Source organism: Micromonospora sp. NPDC005324 (genome assembly GCF_040607155.1).
GTDB classification, from domain to species: domain Bacteria; phylum Actinomycetota; class Actinomycetes; order Mycobacteriales; family Micromonosporaceae; genus Micromonospora; species Micromonospora trifolii.
In genome coordinates, this window is the sequence record NZ_JBEXGE010000019.1 from 41,265 (window position 1) to 61,841 (window position 20,577).

At 72.3% G+C, this 20,577-nt stretch carries 22 protein-coding genes and 1 tRNA gene; 15 read left to right on the top strand and 8 right to left on the bottom strand.

Annotated elements, in window-relative coordinates; translation table 11 throughout:
- Positions 1-40: 40 nt before the first annotated feature.
- Positions 41-2,335, bottom strand: a complete 2,295-nt coding sequence (locus ABZS40_RS20275; RefSeq protein WP_354944803.1) for an ATP-binding domain-containing protein — start codon at positions 2,333-2,335, stop codon at positions 41-43.
- A gap of 146 nt (positions 2,336-2,481) precedes the next feature.
- Between ABZS40_RS20275 and ABZS40_RS20280 the strand changes: the two genes are divergently transcribed.
- Positions 2,482-3,108, top strand: coding sequence for an SGNH/GDSL hydrolase family protein (locus ABZS40_RS20280; RefSeq protein WP_354944804.1), 627 nt, complete (start codon positions 2,482-2,484; stop codon positions 3,106-3,108).
- A 68-nt stretch (positions 3,109-3,176) separates the two neighbouring features.
- On the opposite strand, the gene ABZS40_RS20285 is transcribed toward ABZS40_RS20280, so the two are convergent.
- On the bottom strand, positions 3,177-4,310 hold the full coding sequence (locus ABZS40_RS20285) for a sigma-E factor regulatory protein RseB domain-containing protein (RefSeq protein ID WP_354944806.1): 1,134 nt from the start codon (positions 4,308-4,310) through the stop codon (positions 3,177-3,179).
- Between the two features lie 95 nt (positions 4,311-4,405).
- Between ABZS40_RS20285 and ABZS40_RS20290 the strand changes: the two genes are divergently transcribed.
- Both ABZS40_RS20290 and ABZS40_RS20295 read left to right on the top strand, forming a co-directional pair.
- Positions 4,406-5,062 carry a response regulator transcription factor gene (locus ABZS40_RS20290; protein ID WP_124816037.1) on the top strand — a complete coding sequence of 219 codons (657 nt, stop codon included), beginning with the start codon at positions 4,406-4,408 and terminating at the stop codon, positions 5,060-5,062.
- A gap of 74 nt (positions 5,063-5,136) precedes the next feature.
- A complete protein-coding gene (locus tag ABZS40_RS20295; protein WP_354944965.1) occupies positions 5,137-6,555 on the top strand; it encodes an ATP-binding protein in 1,419 nt (472 codons plus the stop codon).
- A gap of 320 nt (positions 6,556-6,875) precedes the next feature.
- Here ABZS40_RS20295 and ABZS40_RS20300 read toward each other — a convergent pair whose 3' ends face one another.
- Positions 6,876-8,486 carry a tetratricopeptide repeat protein gene (locus ABZS40_RS20300; protein ID WP_354944807.1) on the bottom strand — a complete coding sequence of 537 codons (1,611 nt, stop codon included), beginning with the start codon at positions 8,484-8,486 and terminating at the stop codon, positions 6,876-6,878.
- A 57-nt stretch (positions 8,487-8,543) separates the two neighbouring features.
- A complete protein-coding gene (locus ABZS40_RS20305) occupies positions 8,544-9,005 on the bottom strand; it encodes a MarR family transcriptional regulator (RefSeq protein WP_354944967.1) in 462 nt (153 codons plus the stop codon).
- A gap of 49 nt (positions 9,006-9,054) precedes the next feature.
- Between ABZS40_RS20305 and ABZS40_RS20310 the strand changes: the two genes are divergently transcribed.
- Together ABZS40_RS20310 and ABZS40_RS20315 are read left to right on the top strand one after the other, a co-directional pair.
- A complete protein-coding gene (locus ABZS40_RS20310; protein WP_196921829.1) occupies positions 9,055-9,576 on the top strand; it encodes a VOC family protein in 522 nt (173 codons plus the stop codon).
- Between the two features lie 24 nt (positions 9,577-9,600).
- Positions 9,601-10,485, top strand: a complete 885-nt coding sequence (locus ABZS40_RS20315; RefSeq protein WP_354944809.1) for a hypothetical protein — start codon at positions 9,601-9,603, stop codon at positions 10,483-10,485.
- Between the two features lie 73 nt (positions 10,486-10,558).
- On the opposite strand, the gene ABZS40_RS20320 is transcribed toward ABZS40_RS20315, so the two are convergent.
- Positions 10,559-10,735, bottom strand: a complete 177-nt coding sequence (locus tag ABZS40_RS20320) for a DUF4236 domain-containing protein (RefSeq protein WP_354944811.1) — start codon at positions 10,733-10,735, stop codon at positions 10,559-10,561.
- 248 nt (positions 10,736-10,983) lie between these two features.
- Here ABZS40_RS20320 and ABZS40_RS20325 point away from each other — a divergent pair, with 248 nt between their 5' ends.
- The 7 genes from ABZS40_RS20325 (at position 10,984) to ABZS40_RS20355 (ending at position 16,510) form a co-directional block, all read left to right on the top strand.
- The gene (locus tag ABZS40_RS20325; RefSeq protein WP_349881247.1) at positions 10,984-11,061 is read left to right on the top strand and encodes a putative leader peptide; all 78 of its coding nucleotides are present in this window, start codon (positions 10,984-10,986) and stop codon (positions 11,059-11,061) included.
- Positions 11,062-11,192: 131 nt separating this feature from the next.
- Positions 11,193-12,224 (top strand): ABC transporter substrate-binding protein, encoded by a 1,032-nt coding sequence (locus ABZS40_RS20330; RefSeq protein WP_354944813.1) that lies wholly within the window; start codon positions 11,193-11,195, stop codon positions 12,222-12,224.
- Entirely contained in the window at positions 12,221-13,066 is an 846-nt protein-coding gene (locus ABZS40_RS20335; protein WP_354944814.1) for an ABC transporter ATP-binding protein, read from the top strand. Before ABZS40_RS20330 ends, ABZS40_RS20335 begins: the two co-directional genes overlap by 4 nt.
- Positions 13,059-13,925, top strand: a complete 867-nt coding sequence (locus ABZS40_RS20340) for an ABC transporter permease (RefSeq protein WP_354944815.1) — start codon at positions 13,059-13,061, stop codon at positions 13,923-13,925. Before ABZS40_RS20335 ends, ABZS40_RS20340 begins: the two co-directional genes overlap by 8 nt.
- 11 nt (positions 13,926-13,936) lie before the next feature.
- Positions 13,937-15,271 carry an LLM class flavin-dependent oxidoreductase gene (locus tag ABZS40_RS20345; RefSeq protein WP_354944817.1) on the top strand — a complete coding sequence of 445 codons (1,335 nt, stop codon included), beginning with the start codon at positions 13,937-13,939 and terminating at the stop codon, positions 15,269-15,271.
- On the top strand, positions 15,268-15,828 hold the full coding sequence (locus ABZS40_RS20350; RefSeq protein WP_354944819.1) for a flavin reductase family protein: 561 nt from the start codon (positions 15,268-15,270) through the stop codon (positions 15,826-15,828). Before ABZS40_RS20345 ends, ABZS40_RS20350 begins: the two co-directional genes overlap by 4 nt.
- A 70-nt stretch (positions 15,829-15,898) precedes the next feature.
- On the top strand, positions 15,899-16,510 hold the full coding sequence (locus tag ABZS40_RS20355; RefSeq protein ID WP_354944820.1) for a malonic semialdehyde reductase: 612 nt from the start codon (positions 15,899-15,901) through the stop codon (positions 16,508-16,510).
- A 12-nt stretch (positions 16,511-16,522) separates the two neighbouring features.
- On the opposite strand, the gene ABZS40_RS20360 is transcribed toward ABZS40_RS20355, so the two are convergent.
- Both ABZS40_RS20360 and ABZS40_RS20365 read right to left on the bottom strand, forming a co-directional pair.
- Positions 16,523-16,978: an Rrf2 family transcriptional regulator gene (locus ABZS40_RS20360; protein ID WP_030333674.1), complete on the bottom strand. Its 456-nt coding sequence runs from the start codon at positions 16,976-16,978 to the stop codon at positions 16,523-16,525.
- A gap of 7 nt (positions 16,979-16,985) precedes the next feature.
- Complete coding sequence (locus ABZS40_RS20365) at positions 16,986-17,978, bottom strand: AraC family transcriptional regulator (protein ID WP_354944821.1); 993 nt, start codon at positions 17,976-17,978, stop codon at positions 16,986-16,988.
- A gap of 201 nt (positions 17,979-18,179) precedes the next feature.
- On the opposite strand from ABZS40_RS20365, the gene ABZS40_RS20370 reads away from it, so the two are divergent.
- Positions 18,180-18,956: a glucose 1-dehydrogenase gene (locus ABZS40_RS20370; protein WP_354944822.1), complete on the top strand. Its 777-nt coding sequence runs from the start codon at positions 18,180-18,182 to the stop codon at positions 18,954-18,956.
- 115 nt (positions 18,957-19,071) lie between these two features.
- Here ABZS40_RS20370 and ABZS40_RS20375 read toward each other — a convergent pair whose 3' ends face one another.
- Positions 19,072-19,503, bottom strand: coding sequence for an SsgA family sporulation/cell division regulator (locus ABZS40_RS20375; RefSeq protein ID WP_007457244.1), 432 nt, complete (start codon positions 19,501-19,503; stop codon positions 19,072-19,074).
- Positions 19,504-19,776: 273 nt separating this feature from the next.
- On the opposite strand from ABZS40_RS20375, the gene ABZS40_RS20380 reads away from it, so the two are divergent.
- Positions 19,777-20,445, top strand: a complete 669-nt coding sequence (locus ABZS40_RS20380; RefSeq protein WP_354944824.1) for a PGPGW domain-containing protein — start codon at positions 19,777-19,779, stop codon at positions 20,443-20,445.
- A gap of 50 nt (positions 20,446-20,495) precedes the next feature.
- Positions 20,496-20,570: transfer RNA gene (locus ABZS40_RS20385), tRNA-Val, on the top strand.
- The last annotated feature ends 7 nt before the right edge of the window (positions 20,571-20,577 follow it).

The following is a 20,577-nucleotide window of genomic DNA, read 5'->3' on the forward strand; positions in this document are numbered from 1 at the left end:
CGCCGAGCGACTGCTCGCTGGGGGCGGTGGGCTCTTGTGGTCAGCTCGCCGGGCGGAGGACGCCTAGGCGTTGGGTGGCGCGGGTCAGGGCCACGTAGAGGTCGCTGCGTCCGCGGAGCGACTCGGCCACCATCCGGTCCGGGTCGACCACCAGCACCGAGTCGAACTCCAACCCCTTGGCCTGCGCGACTGTCAACACCACCACCCGGCTCTCCAACTCCGGATGCTCGCCGACGGCGGCCTCGGGCAGGGCGGCGGTCACCGCCGCGCCCAACTCGCCCACCCGGCCGGCCGGCACGAGCACCCCGAGCCGGCCCTCGGTCAGCCCGGCCGCCTCCCGGGTGGCCTCGGCGACCAACTCCGCCGCCAACCGCCCGTCGGGCACCGTCCGGTCCCACGGGGGTACGCCGCTCTCCCGCACCGAGCGCGGTGGCCGCAGCGCGGGGTCGATCTCGGCCAGTACGTCGGCGGCGACCGCCATGATCTCGGCGGGGGTGCGGTAGCTGACCGTCAGCTCGGTGAGCCGCCACCGCTGCTCGACGTACGGGGCCAGGGCGTCCGCCCAGGAGGGCGTGCCGCTGAGCGCGCCGGTCTGCGCCACGTCCCCGACGATCGTCATCGACCGGCTCGGGCAGCGGCGCATCAGCAGTCGCCAGGCCATCGGCGAGAGCTCCTGCGCCTCGTCCACGATGACGTGGCCGAACGCCCAGGTGCGGTCGGCGGCGGCCCGCTGCGCGGTGGTCAGCCGGTCGGCCTCCTCCTGCCGCTCCAGCAGCCGATCCGCGTCGATCAGGTCGGTCACGCCGAGGATCTCACCGCCCTCGGCCTCGTCCTCGACGTCGATCGAGCGGGAACCCCGGGCGATCTCCAGCACGCCCTCGGCGTACTCCCGTTCCATCACCCGGATGCGGTCGCGCCGGGCGGCGGCGGCGCGCTCGTCCTCGCCGAGCAGTTCGGCGGCCTCGTCCAGCAGCGGGACGTCGGCCGGCGTCCAGCCACCGGGCTCGCGGCGCAGCAGCGCGCGCTCGTCCTCGCTGAGCATCGGCGCGGCGGCGGCGATCCGGTCCGGGTCGGCGTACAGATCGGCGAGCAGCCGCTGCGGAGTGAGCACCGGCCACAGCCGGTCGAGGGCGGCCTGGATCTCCGTCTCCTCGCGCAACTCGCGGCGGATCTCGGCCCGGTCCGCCTCGTCGAGGAGGTTGTCCCCGCCGAGCGGGTCGGCGCCGATGCGTTCGGCCACCTGGTCGGCGAGCGCGTGCACGATCTCCACGTCGAACAACGCGCGGGCCAGGTTGTGCGGTCGGTCGACGCGGCGGACCCGGTCCCGGGCAGCCCGCACGATTTCCGCGTCGAGGGTCAGCGTCTCCCGCTCGACCTCGATCTCCAGCGGCTCGTCCGGCACCCACTGCCGATCCCGGACGGCCAGCGCCAACACCTCGGCCAGCACCGCCCGGCCCTTCAGCGCCGCGGTCTCGGCGGGCTCGGTCCGTTGGGCGCTCACCCCGGGAAAGAGATCACCCTGGGTACGCAGCAGCACGCCGGTCTCGGCCAGCGTCGGCAGCACCTGGGAGATGTAGCGCAGGAAGGTCGCGTTCGGGCCGACCAGCAACACGCCACGGCTGGAGAGTTCCCGGCGGTGTGTGTAGAGCAGGTAGGCCGCCCGGTGCAGCGCGACAGCGGTCTTGCCGGTGCCGGGGCCGCCCTGAACCACCATCACGCCCGGAAGCTCCGCGCGGATGATCTCGTCCTGTTCGGCCTGGATGGTCTCGACGATGTCGCGCATCCGGCCGGTACGGCCCGCGTTGAGCGCGGCGAGCAGCGACGCCTCACCGGTCAGCTCCTCGTGGGCGCCGGGGGAGGCGGTGTCGATGTCGAGCACCTCGTCGTTGAGCCCGGTCACCTTGCGCTGCCGGGTACGCAGGTGCCGGCGACGGCGTACGCCCTGCGGGTTGGCGGCGGTGGCGAGGTAGAACGGGCGGGCGGCGGGCGCCCGCCAGTCCATCAGCAGCGGGTCGTAGTCACCACTGGTGTCGAAGATGCCGATCCGGCCGATGTAGCGGCTGCTGTCGTCGTCGCCGTCGAGACGGCCGAAGCAGAGCCCGTTCTCCACGGCGGAGAACTGTTCGACCTGATCGGCGTACATCGCTACCGAGCTGTCGCGCTGCGAGCGGTCCTGGAGGGTGCCGCCGGTGTTGTGCAGCTCGGCGGTGAGCCGGTGGGTGGCCTGTTCACGCAGCTGGTCCAGCCGGTTGTAGAGCATCGAGACGTACCCCTGCTCGCGACCGATCTCGTCGTCGAGCGGCAATTCGCCGGAACCGCCGGAGTGCCTTGACAAGCCGTCTCCCTAATGATTAGAATCCTTTGCAGGAACGGCTTTTAGCCGTTCTTTTTTGTGCCTTCGAACTGTTGAAGATAGCGCGTTCCGCCGGTTCTCACCAAGCCGGGCGGTCCGGCGCGCCGGTGATCGCGAGGTGGCGGCGGATGATCCTGCGGACCGGGCAACGGGTGGTCTTCATCGGAGACAGCATCACCGATTGTGGTCGACGCGACGTCGCCGCGCCCTACGGCAGCGGATATGTGAGCCTCGTGCGCGCCCTGGTCGACGCGCGGCACCCCGAGTTGGAGCTGGAGTGGGTCAACCGGGGTGTGAGCGGTGACACGGTGCGGAACCTGGCCGCACGCTGGGACGACGACGCCATCGCCGAGCGCCCCGACTGGCTCGCGGTGATGATCGGCATCAACGACGTCTGGCGGCACTACGGTGACCGGCCGGACGAGGCGGTTGGCATCGAGGAGTACGAGCGCACCCTGCGTGACCTGCTCCGTCGGGCTGTCAGCGCCACCGGCTGCCGACTGATCCTCGGTGACCCGTTCTTCATCGAGGCCGACCGGAGTGTCCCGCAACGCGCCGACACCGACCGGTACGCGGCGGTCGTGGCGGGGCTGGCCACCGAGTTCGACGCGGTGCACGTGCCCAACCAGGCGGCGTTCGACCGGGTGTTGGCGGTGAGTCCGTCGACGCGTTGGGCCGACGACCGGGTCCACCCGTACCTGCCCGGCCACGCGGTCCTCGCCGACGCGTACCTCAGCGCTCTCGGCGTCTCCTGACCTCGGCCTGACCCACGGCAAAGCGCCGGGCCGACCGTCAGGTCGACCCGGCGCGAACACCGCGGAGATCAGCCGCGGGCGGCCTGGTAGAGCCGATCGGGCGTCACCGCTCCGGCGAGCACCCGGCCGTCGTCGGTGAGCAGCACGCTGAACAGTTTGCTGGTCAGGAGCCGACCGCTGCCCCAGTCACCACTGACCGCCGGCAGCCCGCCGAGCAGCTTCGACATGTCCATGTCCATGTCCGGGCCGGCGCCGGCCGGCGGAGCGGCCGGCTTCGTGGCGGGCTTGCGGCCGCCCTCGGCCCCGTCGAGGCGGCCGACCAGCACTGTCGTCCAGCCCTCGCCCACGGCGCGAACCTGCGGGTCACCCGCCGGCTCGACGTGACCGGGCTTGCCCGTCGGGCGCTCGGCCTTCTCCTCGTTGACCGTCACGCCGGGCGGCGGGTTGAAGCGGAACTGGTCGGCGTCCGGGCGGCGGTAGTCGACCTGGGTGAAGGCCACCTCGAACGCCGGCCGGTCGCTGCCCTTCGCGAGCACCTCGAAGCGCAGCGGCACGTGCTGCTTGGCGTCGATGGCGATCCGCAGCTGATGCACCAGGGAATCCTGGTCGCGCGGCTGGAGCACCAACTCGTACGCGTCCCGGCCGGCGACGGTGGCCGACCGGCCGACGCTGACCTCGGTGCTCGGGTCGATCGCCCCCAGTGCCAGGTCGGCGGCCTGCTGCGGGGTGGCCGGCAGGCTCGCTGCCGGTTCGGGGGCGGGCTTCCAGGCCCCGGCGTCGCCGCCCAGCTTGCGGTGGGTGGCGGTGTTGCTGCGGCTCTGCCACGTCCACAGATCTCGGCCGTTGCGGATGATGTCCTGTTCGCCCAGGGTGTCCACCAGCGCGACCCGCTGCTTGTCCGGCCCGGAATACCAGACCCGCAGGGTGTGGGTGCCGGTCAGCAGTGTGGTCAGCTCGTTGCCGGGAACCAGCCCGACGAGGGGCGGCAGGCCGAGGTCGGCGCGTTGCACCAGGGTCCCGGACAACCCCTCCAGCCGGGACGTCTGCAGGTCGACCAGGAGCTGAGCGGCGGTTCGGGGCGGCAGGCTCGGCTCGGCCTCGGCGGCGAACGTGCCGATCGCCGCGCCGCCGCCGATGACGGCGACGGCCGCGGTGGCCGGGACCAGCCAACGAAGGACGGGACGACTTCTCAGGACGGACATGGTGGCACCTCCTGCGGCCATCTTGCCCCCTCCGTGCTGTGAACGCGCTGAGGACACCGAACCGCGCCGATTGACCCAGGTGGCACCCTTGAGCTGTGCGGGTACTGGTGGTGGAGGACGAGGCCCGGTTGGCGGCCGCCCTGCAACGCGGTCTCCAGGCGGAGGGGTTCGCTGTGGACGTGGCGGCGACCGGCCCGGCGGGCCTGGACGCGGCCCGACACGGCGGGTACGACGCGATGATCCTCGACGTGATGCTGCCCGGCCTCTCCGGGTACGAGCTGGTCCGGCGGCTGCGCGCGGAGCAGCACTGGTTGCCGGTGCTGATGCTCTCCGCCAAGGACGGCGAGTACGACCAGGCCGACGGCCTCGACTGCGGCGCCGACGACTACCTTACCAAACCCTTCTCGTACGTGGTGCTGCTGGCCCGGCTGCGGGCGCTGCTGCGTCGGGGCGCGCCGGAGCGCCCGACCGTGCTGGCGGTCGGTGACCTGCGGCTGGACCCGGCCCGTCGGCGGGTGACCCGGGCGGACGCCGAGGTGGCGCTGACCGCGCGGGAGTTCGCGCTGCTGGACTACCTGATGCGCCGGCCGGGCCAGGTCATCTCCAAGATCGAGTTGTTGGACCACGTCTGGGACGCGAGCCTGGAGACCGCGCCGAACGCCGTCGAGGTGTACGTCGGCTACCTGCGCCGCAAGCTCGGCCGGGACCGGCTGGAGACGGTCCGGGGTGCCGGCTACCGGCTGGCGACGTGACCGCCGACGGCCCGGCACCCACCCGTCGGGCGAGGCCCGTCCGAATGCCGGTCCTGGGGCTGCGGGGGCGGCTCATGGCGATCGGTGTGGTCGGTCTCACCATCGGGCTGGCAGTGGGCGGGGTGGTGCTGCTCGGCGCGCTCGGCTTCGTGCTCCAGCGCACCGTCGACACCGAGGCGTTCCGCACCGCCGACGCGGTCGCCCTGCTCGCCGCCGAGGACGCGCTGCCCGACCCGCTGCCGGTGGCCGGCGGGCAGGTCCGCGTGCAGGTCGTCGACGGGCAGGGTCGGATCCGGGCGGCCTCGATCGACGCCGACCGCCTGGTCCCGATGGTCCGCCCGGAGCGACTGAACCGCGACGGTCGGCAGCGGTTGGAGGTGCCGGCCGAGCGGGTCGGGCTCGCCGGCCCGGTACGGGTGGTCGCCGTACCCGCCGGCACCGCGGCCGACCCGCTCACCGTGCTGGTCGCCCGCTCGATGGCCGACGTGCGGCACAGCACCCACGTGGTCCGGACCATCCTGCTGGTGGCGTTCCCGCTGCTGGTGGCCGTGCTGGCCGGGGTGGCGTGGCGGGTGGTGGGCGCGACCCTGCGGCCGGTCGAGGCGTTACGTCGAGGCGCCGAGGAGATCACCGGCAGGGCGGGCGCGGGCCGGCTGCCGGTGCCGGCGTCGGCCGACGAGATCCACCGCTTGGCGGTCACCCTCAACGGCATGCTGGGCCGGCTGGAGTCCGCCCGCGTCCGGCAGCGGGCCTTCGTCTCCGACGCCGCGCACGAGCTGCGCAGCCCGCTGACCAACATCCGGACGGAGCTGGAGGTGGCCCAGCGCCTCGCCGACCGGACGGACTGGACGGCGGTAACCGCCAACCTGCTCGCCGACACCGACCGGTTGAGCCGACTGGTCGACGATCTCCTGCTGTTGGCCCGCCTGGACGAGGCTCCACCGGCCCGGGGGACCGGCCCGGTGGAGCTGGGCGCGTTGCTGACCGAGGTCGCCGCCCGCTACCCGTCGCCGCCGGTGCGGGTGACGCCGCCGGCGGGCCCGCTCTGGACGATCGGCAGCGTCGAGGAGTTGCGTCGCGTGCTGGCCAACCTGGTCGACAACGCGGTACGGCACGCGCGGGGCGATGTCGTGCTCGCGGCCGAGGCGACGACGTCGACGGCGGGAGCGACGGGGGTGGCGGTGGCGACTGGGACGACGGCCGGGCCTGGCGTGGGGGCGCACCACCTGGTGACGGTGACCGACGACGGCCGGGGCGTCCCGGTGGCGGACCGGGAGCGGGTCTTCGACAGGTTCACCCGGCTGGATGACGGGCGGGCCCGCGACGACGGGGGCGCCGGCCTGGGGTTGGCCATCGTCCGAGAGTTGGTCCGACGCGCGGGCGGCAGCATCACCCTGACCGACGCGCCGGAGCAGCAAGGGCTTCGGGTGTGCCTGCTGCTGCCAGCGTTGCCGGCCGAGGAAGGCGGTGGTCCAAAGGTTGACGGTTCGTGACCGCGACGGTGCCCCCATCCACCCGATGGTGGTCCTTTGCTCTGCTTCAACGGGCGCAACAGCTACGCCACGTGATGCCCGTAGAAGCAGTTTGAAGCGGCTGCTGCAACGTTTCCGCTGGTCGACAGAGGTGTTGCGTGGAGTGAAGCAGAGCAAAGGCCGGATGAGGCATCGTGCCAGGTACGCCGACTTAACGCGGTGTAACGGCGGTGTCGTCAACGGGTAGACCACGTTGAGTGATGGCAGCGGACGTTAACCACATGTGTGGCTTGGCGGGATGCAGCTGGCGGGATGCGGCTGGCGGGACGCGGACGGGTGGGTCAGCGGCGGCGGGTGCAGACCTGCTTGGAACGGGCCACGGTGTCGGTGGACCAGGCGACGGCGACGGTGAAGCAGAAGTCGTTGGTGCGGTTGAGCGCGTAGATGACGAAGCTGGTGGTGCCGGCGGGCAGCGTCGCGAAGATGTTGTGGGTCTGGCCGGTGCGGCCGCCCGCGATGACCACGGGGCCCTCGCCACCGGGGGGATAGGTCCAGTTCAGCGCGATGCTGTCCCGGGTGTCGCGCAGGGTCACCGCGCTGGGCGGAGTGCCGGGCGGCGCCGCGGCGGCAGCCGACGTGGGTGCCATGCCGCCCGGGGCCGGCGCGGTGCTGGCCGGCCCACCGGCGGTGGGGGAGGCGCTGGCCGGCGGCGGGGTCGGCTCGTCGTCGCCGTCGACCCGGGCCACCCCGGCGATCACCGCTGCCGCGCCGAGGAGCACCACCACCACGCCGGCCACCAGCACCGGCACCAGCCGGTTGCGCTGCTCCGGCGGCGCGCGGTGCACGGGCACCGGCAGCAGCCGCGACGGCGTGTACGGCTCCACCTGCGCGTACGGGTCCGGGCGGGCGTACGGGTCGGATGGTTGGTGCGGCCCGGACGACGCGTACGGGGCGGCGGGTCGGTGCAGCCGGTACACCCCGGGCTGCTCCTCCGTGCCGCCGGCCAGCCCGACCACCGACGGGGGCACCGGAGGGTCGGTGGGGTGCGGCGAGGGCTCGTCCACCGGTGCGGACGCCCATCTGCCGCCTGTCGAGCCGACCGCTTCGTCGGAGGGCAGCCGGGGGTTCGGCACCGCCCCGGCGTGGTGGGTCGCGGCTGCTGGCGGGTGGTAACCGGATTCGACCGGCCCGTCGCCGTGCGGTGGGACGCGGGCGGCCGGCACGACGGGCGTGTCCCGAGCCGTGGGCGGGTTGTCCGCGCAGGCGTGGTCGGGACTGGCCGCCGCCCGGGCCAGGGCCGCCACCTGGGTGGCCAGCGGGTCGTCGGCGGGCAGGTGCTGCCGGCACAGCTCACGGGCGAGCGCCAGGTTGTCGTGTCCCTCGGTGAACTGCCCGCAGTCGCGCTGCATCGCCCCGAGCCGTGCCAGCATCTTGATGCCGCTGGGGTGCCCGTCGCCGTACACCTCGCGGTGCAGCTCCCAGGCGTCCTGGAGGCGGTCGCGGGCCACCGCGCACTGCCCGCGCGCGTACTCGACGGTGGCCAGGTCGGCGTGCGCGGCGAGCACCCGCAGCGACTCCGGGCCGTCCTGCGCGGTCAGCTCGATGATGACTTCCTGGTAGAGCCGCGCCGCCCGGGAGTGGCTGCCGACCCGGTGCAGCACCGCGGCCAGGGTCGCCGCCGCGGCCACCGTGCGCGGGTCGGCGCGGCCGTGCAGGCGGGTGGTGGCCGCGTACGCGAAGGCGGCCCACCCCCGGGCCGAGTGCGGCTCACCGAGGGCGATCAGGACCCGCGCCTGGAGGCTGGCCGCCTCGGCCAGCTCGGGGGTGGCGTTGGCAGGACGGGGGTCGGCGTCGGTGAGCGCGTCGGACAGCAGTTGCTGTGCGCCGGCCAGATCGCCGGAGGACACGAGGTGGTGCGCCTGATCAGTCAGTTCACCGAAGCCGGAAGACACGCCCCATCGTGCTCATCCGACGACGGTAAGTACAAGACCCGCGCCGGTGTCGATTGGTCAGGATCTCCTCAGGTGCTCGGCCAGGGTCTCGCTGATTTGGCGTAGCTGGTCGACCTGGGCGGGGCTCAACGCGTCGAACAGGTGTCGGCGTACCCCCTCGACGTGGCCGGGTGCGGCGGCCGCGAGGGTGGCGAAGCCCTCGTCGGTGAGCAGCGCGATCTGCCCGCGCCGGTCGGTGGGGCAGTCCTCGCGGCGCACCCAGCCGGCGGCCTCCAGCCGGGCCACGGCGTGCGAGAGCCGGCTGCGCGACGACCCCGCGGCCTGGGCCAACTGGCTCATCCGCAGTTGACGACCGGGGGCCTCGGAGAGCTGGACCAGGATCTCGTAGTACGCGTGCGGCATGCCCGCGTCGCGTTGCAGCTCGCGGTCGAGAGTGTCCATCAGCACCCGGGAGGCTGTCAGGTACGCGCGCCACGTGCGCTGCTCGTCGGGGTCCAACCAGCGGGTCATGACCGCCATCATACCCCCGATGGTTGAATGCTCAACTAAACCGCGTTAGCCTCGGGTCATGGGTATCCACCGGCTCAACCACGCGGTCCTCTACGTCAGTGACCTCGCCCGCAGCGTCGCCTTCTACAGCGACGTGCTGGGCTTCCGCCCGGTGGCGATGACCCCGGACGGCTTCCGGGGCGCCACCTTCCTCCAGGCCCCCGACTCCACCAACGACCACGACCTCGGCCTCTTCGAGGTTGGCGCGGGCGCCGGTCGGTCGACAGCAGGTCGGTCCACCGTCGGCCTCTACCACCTCGCCTGGGAGGTGGACACGCTCGACGAGCTGGCCGCCACCGCCGAGCGGCTCGTCGCGGCTGGCGCGCTGGTCGGCACCTCTGACCACGGCACGACCAAGAGCCTCTACGGCAAGGACCCGGACGGCCTGGAGTTCGAGGTGGTCTGGCTGATCCCGGCCGACCTGCTCGACGACACCGCGCTGGCCGCCCGCAAGCAGATCGGTCGGCTCGACCTGGACGCCGAGCGGCAGCGTTACGGCGGGCAGACCCGGGGCGGGGTGGGGATCTCCGTCCCGGCCTGACCGCCCGTACGGTAGAACGGACCGATGCCGACCGACCGGACCACCGATTTTCTCCGCGAGCTGCTGGTCCGCCAGTTGACGACCTGGCTGCCCGCGGCCCTGCACCGCTCCCGGCGGGCCACCATAGCCCTCGCGGGCGCCGACGCGGGCAGCGCGGAGGCCGCGCTGCGCCTGGTCGCCACGCACGGCGACCAGGTCCGCGGCCGGCAGGTGACGGTGCTGGTGCTGACCGACGCCGCCGCCGACCTGCCGGCCCGACTCGGCCCGATCGAAGCGGAGCTGCCCGCCGAGGTCACAGTGCACCTGCTGCCCGGCGAGCCGTACCGGCTGCCGGTCGCGGTGAAGGCCGCCGGGGCGGCCGGCGCGCCGCTGTTCTCCTTCGTGGACCTGCCCGGCGCGGTGACGCCGAAGCTGCTCGGCGCCGCGACCAACGGTCGGACCGGAGAGTTGCTGCTGCACACCGCCGACAGCGCCCGAGACGTGCTCGTCTCCGCCGGCTTCCCTCTGGTCGCCGAGGTGGCACCGGTGCTGCCCGGCGGCGAGGCCGTCGGGGTGATCGCGTTCGGCAGCCGCTCCGATCGGAGCCTGGAGGCGGTCCGTGACGCGCTCTGGGCGGTCGGCGCGGACCTCGACGTGCGCTACCGCGACCCGCTCGACCCGACCGGCACGACTGTCGACGTGGTCGGCGATCCCGACCTCGAACCGCTGGCCCACGAGCTGCTGGCCGAGTTGCGGGCGGGCGGACCACGGGCCGTCACCGAGCTACGCCGGCACACCCTCACCGCGACCGTCTATCGGGCCGTCGACGCCAACCAGGCCCTCGTCGAGCTGATCGACGCCGGCGTCCTGCGACGCGACCGCGAATCCGGGCGGCTGGCCGGCGACGAAATCATCCTTTTGGCGCGCTGAGCGCCCCACCCCGCAGACGCCGAGCGGGGTGCCGGTGAATCACCGGCACCCCGCTCGACTCCCGGGATGCTTACTACCGGGACTTGTCCTGCTTCCAGCTCAGCGGACCCGGCAGGTCGACCCGGTGCGCACGGGCCTTGGAGTTCCAGGACCAGCGACCGATCTTGATGCTCCACGAGGAGAAGCCGTTCTCGGTGAAGTTCAGGATTAGCGGACCGTACTTCTTGCGCTTGCGAAACATGAGGCCCATCGGAGGTCTCCCCTCGTCACCGTTCCCTGCCGTGTCGAGATCGAACATTCCCGAACCGGCAACTTTTGAAACACTCTCGCTGTCCGCCCTGGACGGTCGTCCACCGGGCACCGCAATCTCTATCCAACAGATAGGTGTTGCGGCACGGTAAACGCTGGTCGGGGCGCTCCGTAACATCGGCAGCGATAGAAGTCTCATCTTCTGGAAGGCCGTTGACCGCTCGTTGCGATCCCGGGCAGCATGGGGTCATGTCGCAGCGGGATGAGCTTCTCCTCACCGCTCGTGTGCACGTCGACCTGGTCCGGCACGCGAGCGCGCTCTGTTGAGCTGACCGGTCCATCCGGCTCGCCTTCAGCGCCGCACTCTCACCGCCCGCCCGCTCAACGCGGAGCAGCGTGCCCGCACGCCCTCATCCGGGCGTCCCCGCTCCCATCGTGGACAGATCAGGAGACTCCTCATGTCCCCACCCCGTCGTGCCATTCTGCGTACCCTCGCCGCCGTTGCCGCGCTGGTCGTGCTCACCGCCACCGCCGGCTGCGGCGGTGACGCGGCAGCCGGCGGCGCCCAGGCCAGCGAGCTGCGCTACCAGGGCTCGGTCGGTCAGGTAACCCTCCCCGAACTCGCCGCCGACCTCGGCTACCTCGGCGACGTCAAGCTCACGTGGATCGGCAACGTCACAGGTGGTCCGCAGGACATCCAGGCCACCGCCACCGGGCAGAGCGACTTCGGCGGCGCGTTCAACGGCGCCATCGTCAAGCTCGCCGCCGCCAACGCCCCGATCACCGCCGTGGTCAGCTACTACGGCTCGGACGCGCAGACGTTCCAGGGCTACTACGTGCTCGACGACAGCCCGATCCGCGGCCCCCGTGACCTGATCGGCAAGAAGGTCGGCATGAACACCCTCGGCGCGCACGCCGAGGCCGTGCTCAAGACCTGGCTCGCCCGTGGCGGTCTCACCCCCGCCGAGATCAAGCAGGTCGAGCTGGTCGCCCTGCCACCGGTGAACACCGAGCAGTCGCTGCGGCAGCGGCAGATCGACGTCGCGGTGCTCGGCGGGGTGATCCGCGACAAAGCGGTCGCCAGTGGCGGCATCCGCACCATCTTCACCGACTACGAGCTGCTCGGCGCCTTCAGCGGCGGCACCTACGTCTTCCGCGACGACTTCATCAAGCGCAACCCGGAGACCGTCAAGGCGTTCGTCACCGGGGTCGGCAAGGCCATCGAGTGGGCCCGCACCCAGCCCCGGGAGACAGTGGTCGCCCGGATGCGCGACATCATCGGCAAGCGCGGCCGCAACGAGGACCCGTCGCTGGTCGCTTACTGGAAGAGCAGCGGCGTCGCCGGCCGTGGCGGGGTGATCGGCGAGCAGGAGTTCGGCACCTGGATCGACTGGCTCGCCGCCGAGGGCGAGCTCAAGGGCGACCGTCCGAAGCCCGGCGACGTCTACACCAACCGGTTCAACCCCTTCGTGGACGGGGGGAACGCGTGAGCACCGACAAGATCCTCTTTGATCGGGTGAGCAAGACCTTCCCGGTCCGCGCCAGCCGGCGTGGCGGCGCCGGCGCGGTCACCGCGCTGGACGAGGTCACCCTCGGGGTACGCCCCGGCGAGTTCCTGGTCGTCGTCGGCCCCAGCGGTTGCGGCAAGTCCACGCTGCTCGACCTGCTCGGCGGGCTCACCGAGCCGACCGCGGGGCGGGTGCTCGTCGACGGTCGGCCCGTCACCGGTCCCGGCCTGGACCGGGGCATCGTCTTCCAGCAGTACGCGCTGCTGCCCTGGCGCACCGCCGCCGGCAACGTCGCGTTCGGCCTGGAGGCGAAGGGGGTGCCCCGGGCCGAACGCGCCGCCCTGATCGCGCACCACCTCGACCTGGTGGGCCTGCGCGGGTTCGCCGACCGCTACCCGCACGAGCTGTCCGGTGGGATGAAGCAGCGGGTGGCCATCGCCCGCAGCCTCGCGTACGACCCGGACGTGCTGCTGATGGACGAGCCGTTCGCCGCCCTGGACGCGCAGACCCGCGACTCGTTGCAAGACGAGCTGGTGCGGATCTGGGCCCGTACCGGCAAGACCATCGTGTTCATCACCCACGGCATCGACGAGGCGGTCTACCTGGGTCAGCGGGTGGCGGTGCTGACGTCCCGGCCCGGGCGGCTCAAGCAGGTCATCGACATCGACCTGGGCGACCGGGACGCGGTCGAGGACGTCCGCTCCACCGACGCGTTCCGCCACCACCGCCACCAGATCTGGACCCTGCTGCGTGACGAGGTGCGGGCCGCTCAGGCGGCCGAGGGCACCGGCGTCCGCCACACCGAGGAGGCCCGCGTTGGTTGACATCGCCGAACGTCCCATCCGACTCCCCGGCCCACCCACAGTGCCCCGCCTGTCGGCCGAGCGGGCCGTTCCCGGTCGCGCCGGTCGGCTGCTCGGCATCGGCGCGAAGGTGCTGCACCGCACCGTCGCCATCGCCGCGCTGGCCGCGATCTGGGAGGGCGCGCCCCGGCTCGGGCTGGTGGACCGGGTCTTTCTGCCGCCGCTGTCGGAGGTGCTGGTGGCCTGGTGGGAGTTGCTGCGCAGCGGGCAGCTGGCCGAGCACGTGGGCGCGAGCCTCACCCGGTCGTTGGCCGGGCTCGGCCTGGCGGTGCTCACCGCCATCCCGCTCGGGCTGCTGATCGGCTGGTACCGGCCGCTCGCCGAGCTGCTCAGCCCGCTACTGGAGGTGTTCCGCAACACCGCCGCGCTGGCCCTGCTGCCGGTGTTCGTGCTCATCCTCGGCCTGGGGGAGACCTCCAAGATCGCCCTGGTGCTGTACGCGTGCTCCTGGCCGATCCTGTTGAACACCATCGCCGGGGTGAAGGGCGTCGACCCGCTGTTGATCCGGTCGGCCCGCTCGATGGGGCTCAACCATCTGCGGTTGTTCCAGAAGGTGATCCTGCCGGCGGCGGTGCCGACAATCTTCACCGGCGTCCGGCTGGCCGGGGCGTACTCGATCCTGGTGCTGGTAGCGGCCGAGATGGTCGGCGCGAAGGCCGGGCTCGGCTACCTCATCAACTACGCGCAGTACAACTTCGCGATCGCCGACATGTACTCCGGGATCATCACGATCTCCGCCATCGGCCTGGTCGTCAACCAGCTCCTCGTCGCCCTCGAACGTCGCTTCTCCACCTGGCGCGTCGACGTCTCTGCCGGATAGGACGGACACCAATGACCCGCACCCTGCACCTCAACGCGTTCCTGATGGGCGTCGGCCACCACGAGGCCGCCTGGCGGCACCCCCGCACCGACCCGCGTCGGGTCACCGACGTACGGCACTTCCAGGAGTTGGCCCGTATCGCCGAACGCGGCACCCTCGACTCGCTCTTCCTCGCCGACGGTCTGTCGGTCGGGCCGAACCCCCGACACAACATCCAGGCCGTCTTCGAGCCGCTGACCCTGCTCGCGTCGCTCGCCGCGGTGACCGAACACATCGGTCTCATCGCGACGGTCTCCACCACCTACAACGAGCCGTTCCACGTCGCCCGCAAGTTCGCCTCTCTGGACCACCTCAGCGGCGGCCGGGCCGGCTGGAACATCGTCACCTCCGCTCAGGAGCGGGAGGCTGTCAACTTCAACCGGGACAGCCACCCCGAACACGCCGACCGGTACCGCCGGGCCGCCGAGTTCGTCGACGTGGCAATCAAGCTCTGGGACAGCTGGGAGGACGACGCGCTGGTCTTCGACACCACGGCCGGGGTGTTCGCCGACACCGACCGGGTGCACGAGGTGGCGCACCGCGGGCCGGAGTTCCAGGTCCGTGGCCCGCTGAACATCCCCCGGGGGCCGCAGGGCCGGCCGCTGCTGGTGCAGGCCGGCTCGTCGCCGGACGGGATCGCCTTCGCCGCCCGCTACGCCGAGGCGGTCTTCACCGCGCAGCAGACCCTCGCCGACGGGCAGAGCTTCTACGCCGAGCTGCGCCGGCAGGTCACCGCCGCCGGCCGGGACCCGGACCTGGTGAAGGTCCTGCCCGGCATCGCGCCGGTGCTCGGCGGCACCGAGGCCGAGGCGCTGGCGCTCGCCGCCGAGTTGGAGGAGCTGATCGTCCCCGACTACGCCCTGGCCCAGCTCTCCGGGATGCTCGGCATCGACCTGACCGGCCTGCCGTTGGACGGGCCGCTGCCGGAGCTGCCGGCCGCCGGCACCGTGCAGGCCCACCAGAGCCGCTACCAGCTCGTCACCGAGCTGGCCCGCCGGGAACAGCTCACCATACGCCAGCTGATCGGCCGGCTCGGCGGCGGCCGGGGTCACCGGGTCGTCGCCGGTACGCCGGAACAGGTCGCCGACCAGATCGAGCTGTGGTTCACCCAGGGCGCCGCCGACGGGTTCAACATCATGCCGCCGCACCTGCCCGGCGGGCTCGCCGACTTCGTCGACCACGTGGTGCCGGTGCTGCGCTCCCGTGGACTGTTCCGCACCGAGTACACCGGTCGGACGCTGCGCGAGCACTACGGCCTGCCCCGACCGGCCAGCGCGTACGCGGCGCCGGCCCTGGTGCCGGCGTGACCACCGTGGAGCGCCCCTCGGCGGACATCGCCGAGCTGCGACCGGTCAACGCGGACCTGTTCCGCGCACTGCTGCGGCGGCAGGCCAGCAGCGTCACGGTGGTCACCGCCGTCGCCCGCGCCACCGACCCCGCCTGCCTGGGTGGGATCGGCGCGCCCATCCGGGCGGGCTTCACAGCGACCTCGTTCACGTCGGTGTCGCTGGACCCACCGCTGGTTTCGTTCTGCCTCGGGGTGGCGTCGTCGAGCTGGCCGGTGCTCGCCCGCGCCGAGCACGTCGCCGTGCACCTGTTGAACGCCGGGCAGCGGGAGGCCGCAACGGTCTTCGCGACCAGCGGCATCGACCGGTTCGCCGTGTACCCGGACTGGACGTCCGGACCGTTCGGGGTGCCGCTGCTCGACGGGGTGCTGGCCCGGCTGCTCTGCCGGGTGGTGCACCGGGTCCCGGCGGGCGACCACACGCTGGTGATCGCCGAGCCGCTGGCGCTCGGCGACGGCGGCGACGGCGCGCCACTGGTCCACCATCGGGGCGGCTACACGACCGCCGTCTCGCCGTGAGTGAGCGCAGCGAGCTAACCATCGGGCAGGTGGCACGTCGCGGCGGCACGCGGCGAAGCGGAGTGCCGACGTGACCGCACCGACCACGGCCGACCTGCTCGCGTTGGACCGGGCCGCCCAGGACCTGCTGTTCCGGGCGGCCCGCACGGCCAACACGTTCACCGACGAGACGGTCACCGACGCCCAGGTCGCGGCGATCCACGACCTGATCCGGTACGGGCCGACCGCGTACAACGGCCAGCCGCTGCGGGTGCTGCTGCTCCGCTCGGCGGCGGCGCGGGCGCGGTTGCTGCCGTACGTCTCGTCGAGCAACCGGGCGAAGACGGCCAGCGCGCCACTGGTGGCGGTGCTCGCCGCCGACGTGGACTTCCACGAACGGCTGCCCGAGCTGTATCCGCACCGGCCGCAGGCCCGCGACTGGCTGAGCGACCGTCCGGCCCGCGCCGAGCAGGCCCGGTTCAGCGCGACCCTCCAGATCGGTTACCTGCTGGTGGGCGTACGCGCCGCCGGGCTGGCCGCCGGCCCGATGGCCGGGTTCGACGCGGCCGGGGTGACCCGCGAGTTCTTCCCCGACGGCCGGCACGAGGCGCTGCTGTTGCTCAACCTGGGCCATCCCGGCCCGAACGCCTGGGAGCGGCGGCTGCCCCGACTCAGCACCGAGGAGGTGGTGTGGACGCTGTGAGCCGGCCCAGGGTCAGCGGGGCTCCCACGCGTCGGGCAGCGCGGTGAGCTTGCGGACGTGCGCGGGCAGTCGACCGCTGACGATCTCGGCGAGGCTCACCTCGTCGACGACCCGCCGAACGGCGGCGCGGACGGCCACCCACAGGCCGGGCAGGTTCTCCGCCGAGCCCTCGTACCGGGTCTCCTCGGGGCGCAGCCCGCGTACCCCGGCCAGCGGGCCCTCGACGGCGCGCAGCACCGCGCCGACGGTCACCTCGCGTGGCGGGCGCGCGAGGGTGTAGCCGCCCTCGGCGCCGCGTTGGGCGCGGACGATGCCGGCCCGGCGCAGATCCGCCAGGACCGCCTCCAGGAACTTGCGGGGCATGTCCTGCTCCGCGGCGATGGCCTGGGTGGACAGCAGCGAGGGGTACGCGGTGGCGAGGCTCAACGCCGCCCGTACCGCGTAGTCGCCGCGCGCGGAGATCTGCACAGTGCCATCATGCCCGCCCCGTGCCGCCCGGCCCTCCGGCGGGCGGCACGGGTCTCGTGGCGTGCCCGCCATTTGGGGGTTCGCCGGGAGTGCCGGGGCGGAACCGGCCGGCGTTGGCGCCCGTCGACTCGGCGGGCGGTCGAGGTCGGACAACCCGGCCGGCCGCCGGTTGGTCCCGGGAGGCCCGGAACGCGCCGGGGCTGACTCCGACCTCGCGGGTGAAGAAGCGGCCGAAGTTCGTGGGTTCGGAGAAGCCGAGCTGCCGGCCGATCTGGGCGATCGGCTGATCCGTCGCGGCCAGTAACCGGCCGGCCTGCAACGCAACCCGCTCGTCGATGACCTGTTTGGCGCTGCGACCGGTGACGGCCAGGCAGGCCCGGGTCAGGGTCCGCACCGAGCAGCCGAGCGCGGCTGCGTAATCCTCCACCCGCCGGGTGTGCGGGTAGCCGTGCTCCACCTCGCGGCGGAACCGGTGGAATGTCTCGTCCTCGGGCCGGGACGGCGACCGGTCGCTGTGGGCCACGGCCAGCCGCAGCAGCAGCACGGCCAGTTGGTGCCGCAGCAGCGCGCGGGCGGTGGGGCCGTCGGGGTGCCGCCGACAGTCCACCGCCAACTGGCTCACCTCGCTGATCACCGCGTCCTCGTCCTCACCGGCCAACTGCCGCCAGGTCGCGGTCGTGGTCAGGTCGACGTCGAAACCGCGCAGCGCCAGGGGATCCCAGGCGACAACCGTGGCGTCGATCTGGGGGCCGGCGCAGCGCAGCACCTGGCCGGGGTGGACCCGCAGCAGCGTGCCGGGCCGGCACGGCAGCAGATGAAAGTCGAGTTCCGCGTCGCCGTGCCCACGCGTGGTGAGAACCAACAGCTCCCGCTCGACGATGACCGGACGACGCCAGCCCGGATCACCGGCAAGGTCGGCCAGCGCGAACGTGGCTATCTCGTCGGTGACGGGAGACGCCGTTCCGATCGATGGCGCGGGGGAGGGATCGGTGGAGACCATCGCCTGCGACGGTAGCCCGAACCGCAGGTCACCGCATCCCGATCGACGTTCGTAGCGGAATCCGCGGCGCGCCACGGGCTTGTCCCGGTCCCGGCGGCCGGGCTACGTTACCCGGCGGTAGCGCGTCGGTCCGCGGTCCACCCGGCATCCGCCGGCCACCCGACCGGCCGGCGGCCCCCGCCGACTCGCGATGGGATGGGCATGACGCAGCTGTTTTCGGTCGAAGGTAAGACGGTCCTGGTCACCGGCGGCTCGCGGGGGATCGGGCTGATGATCGCCCAGGGCTTCGTCCGGGCCGGCGCACACGTGATCATCTCGTCGCGCAAGGCGGACGTCTGCGAGGCGGTCGCCACCACCCTCTCCGCCGAGGGCCGCTGCGAGGCCATCCCCGCCGACCTCGGCGACGACGCCGGCGCCGAGACGCTGGCCGCCGCCGTGCGCGAGCGCTTCGACCGCCTCGACGTGCTGGTCAACAACGCCGGCGCGACCTGGGGCGCACCGTTGGAGGACTACCCCGGGGCCGCGTTCGACAAGCTCTGGGCGGTCAACGTCAAGGCCGTCTTCCGGCTCACCACCGCCCTGCTGCCGGCGCTGCGCGCCGCCGCCAGCGCCGACGACCCGGCCCGCGTGATCAACATCGGGTCGATCGACGGCATCCGGGTGCCGATGATGGAGGTGTACGCGTACTCGGCCACCAAGGCGGCCGTGCACATGCTCACCCGCAGCCTCGCCCACCAACTCGCCGGAGAGCAGATCACCGTCAACGCGATCGCGCCCGGCCCGTTCGAGAGCAAGATGATGGCGTTCGCGCTCGACGACCCGGCGAGCCGGGCCGCCATCGAGCAGCAGGTGCCGCTGGGCCGCATCGGACGCCCCGAGGACATGGCCGGCACGGCCATCTACCTCTCGTCGCGCGCCGGCGCATACCTAACCGGAGCTGTCATTCCCGTCGACGGCGGCATCACCACGCACGGCTGAACACCGGCCCACCGCGGGGCGGACTGTCCGCGTACACCTTGAGTGTGTGCCGGGGCCGCGCGGACTCGGCAGATCCGCGCGGCCCCGGTGTGGCCGGTGTTGCCCGTTCGGGCGGTCAGCGGCCGGCGAGCAGCCGGTTCACCGCCGTGTCGACGTCCAGGTGCTCGGCCTCACGGCCACGCGGAACGACGACGTAGGTCCGTCGAAGGAAACGCACCAGGACGCTGCGCGGCACCTCGAAGAGGGCGTTGCCGTCCGGTGACGAGAGGGCCAGCGCGACGAAGTCGCCGCGCGGTGTGGCCCAGGGCCAGACCCGAACATCCCCGATGCCGGCCGGCTCGTCCAGGCCGGTGACCAGAAGTTCGCGAGCGAACGACCAACTCACCGCCTCGCCCCCTGCCGATTCGGCATGGAACAGGACATGGACCGCATACGGGTCAGCAGGGTCGTAACGCAGACTGGCACGCACCGGCAAGGCGGTGGCGTCAGGTGCGACGAGCCTTAGCGACGTCTCGACCTCTACGGTCGTCGGTCGGATGACACTCATGGACGTTCTCCCCCCGGCACCGCTGCGGAACGCGCGTGTTCCGCTTTTCCCATACTCAGGTGCTACTCCTGGCTACGCTCCGCCATACGCTGACTTCACCCAGTGGTGGGAAGGGGGACGGAAAGGCCGCGTGAATGTGAGCATTCATGTAGAATTTCCGGTTCTGCCCAGTGCGTGATCCCGCCCGGTATCGGGTGGCTCAGTCGTCGACTTACTCCGGTAACGTCCAGTCGGCCGTTGCAGTGACGGGCCCGAGCGACACTGGGGGGTGAAATGGTGACGAAGCAATCCTCAGTGGATCCGGCGGCGGCACCCGTCCCGCCGAAAGTCGCGGTCCGAGCAGCCGAAAAGCGGGGGTACGGAGTGCCGATGGAGCAGCCCGAACGGGCCGGTCGGCCGGCGTCCGACGCCGGTCGTCCCGGCGGCGATGGCGCCGGTCGTGGTGGCGACGCCGCCGTTGGTGTTGGCGGCACCGGTGTTGGTGGCGGTGGCGACACCGACGCTGGCCGTGGTGGCGGAGTCGCCGTGCAGGATCGGCCGCGACGCCCCCGCTGGCGCGAGCGGATCTCGCTGACCCTCGACCTCATCCGCGCCAACCCCACCGGCCGGATCGCACTCAAGATCTTCATCGCGATCGCCGGTGCGCTGGTGGTGACCATCGGCATCGCCCTCATCCCGCTCCCCGGGCCGGGCTGGCTGCTGGTGATCGCCGGCCTGGGCATCTGGGCCGTCGAATACCACTGGGCGCGACGGCTGCTCGGCTTCACCCGCCGCCACGTCCACGGATGGACACGCTGGGTGACGAGGCAGTCGCTGCTGGTGCGAATCGCGCTCGGGTCCGTCGGCCTGGTCTTCGTGGCCACGGTGGTCTGGCTGTCCCTCAAGTACAGCCTCGGCATCGACGTGATCGCCGAGGCGATGCACTACCTCGCGACGCACTGACCCCGGATTTCCGGTCCGGTTCCACGATCGGGTAGAGTCAGTGGCGCTGAGGGCGATTAGCTCAGTGGGAGAGCGCTTCGTTCACACCGAAGAGGTCGCTGGTTCGATACCAGCATCGCCCACCACGTTCCA